We start from the raw sequence: 1,245 nt of genomic DNA, 5'->3' as shown, positions 1-1,245 counted from the left end.
TACACAAAGCTAATTCTATTTTGCTTAATCATTCTAGCACGATTGATAAGAGCATAAAGGGCTATAAATTCATCATTATAGGTAGAAGTGTAATTGTATTTTTCTAAAAATACAACAACTTCCCCATCAAACTCAATACTTTTCCATTCTATAAGCTCTGCTTTAGCATTAGTGATAAAAGAAATATATTTATCTCTTTGTTTATCATGTTTAATACCTGCGCATAAAGGTTTAAGTGCTTCATCATACCAAATCACTTCTAACTTTTCTTCTTTAATAATTCTTAATGTTGCTTCTTTTGTGATATTTTCTTTAATATCTTTCCTATTGTAGCATTTATGCCGATAATTTTCTTGTAGCATTTTATCAATTGCTTCTTTTTCATTATCAAAAGAATAACTAAGTCTAATACTTCCTTGGTCTTCAACATAGAAAGTTTCATATTTATTATTATCAGAATCAAACCACATAGTAAGATGGTATTCTCCTGCATGTTTATAAGAAGGATACCAATCTGTATCAATCAACTTTTCTTCTTTTATAATTAGTTCTGCTTGTTCTCTTGTCATTTTCTATCCTTTATTATTATATTTGTTTGATAAAGCCCAATTGTATTAAGTCTTCTATGGAAATAGGAAGCTTAATCTGTGTTCCTCCACCTTCTTGTTCAAAGCATGGAGATATTCTTCCTATCTTCGGAGAATGGAATTCGTTTTTTTTCATTGATTGTTCAATTTTATTTTTTAAGCTTTCATTTTGACATATATCTTTTTTTCTTAACATACTCTCCATATTAATATCTTCTAATACTTCATATCTTTTATAGGTTTTTTGCATGGCTTCATTATCTTCATAAGGCAATGATCTTTTTTCATAAGGTATTGCTCCTTTTTTCTCCTTAAAAGGGCAAACAAAGCTACCTGAATTATCTCCATATCTGTCCAGTTTCATCCCTTTTTTTAGAGTGACTTCTCTTGGTTTGGGTGGAATTTTATAGCCATCATTATCAGGATATTTAAATTTACCATCTTCAAGAATATAATCAGAACTTCTAGGTTTTGGAGTATTTTTTGGCCATATTCCATTATGTTTGTAAAGATGAACTTCTTTATCATTTACTTTATTATTTTGTAAATATAAGAGCATTTTTGCTTTTTCTTTGCTTTTTTGTGCCGATTTTGGTTTATCTCCTATCCCTTGCCATCTTATCCTATCATACTTAATCTTAGCAAGAGGACTAGCTTG

2 protein-coding genes are annotated in these 1,245 nt (G+C 29.2%); both read right to left on the bottom strand.

The window, feature by feature from the left end; genetic code table 11:
- Window positions 1-569 (bottom strand): hypothetical protein (locus AJN70_RS06500; protein WP_070276501.1); only part of this gene is annotated, 569 nt, incomplete at its 3' end.
- A gap of 16 nt (window positions 570-585) precedes the next feature.
- Window positions 586-1,245: TNT domain-containing protein (locus AJN70_RS06495; protein WP_148128156.1), on the bottom strand; the 660-nt coding region annotated here is incomplete at its 5' end.

The organism is Campylobacter sp. BCW_4341, from assembly GCF_001764255.1.
GTDB lineage: Bacteria > Campylobacterota > Campylobacteria > Campylobacterales > Campylobacteraceae > Campylobacter_D > Campylobacter_D jejuni.
Note: the sequence above shows the minus strand (reverse complement) of the source record. Positions and strands in the feature narration are given on the sequence as shown.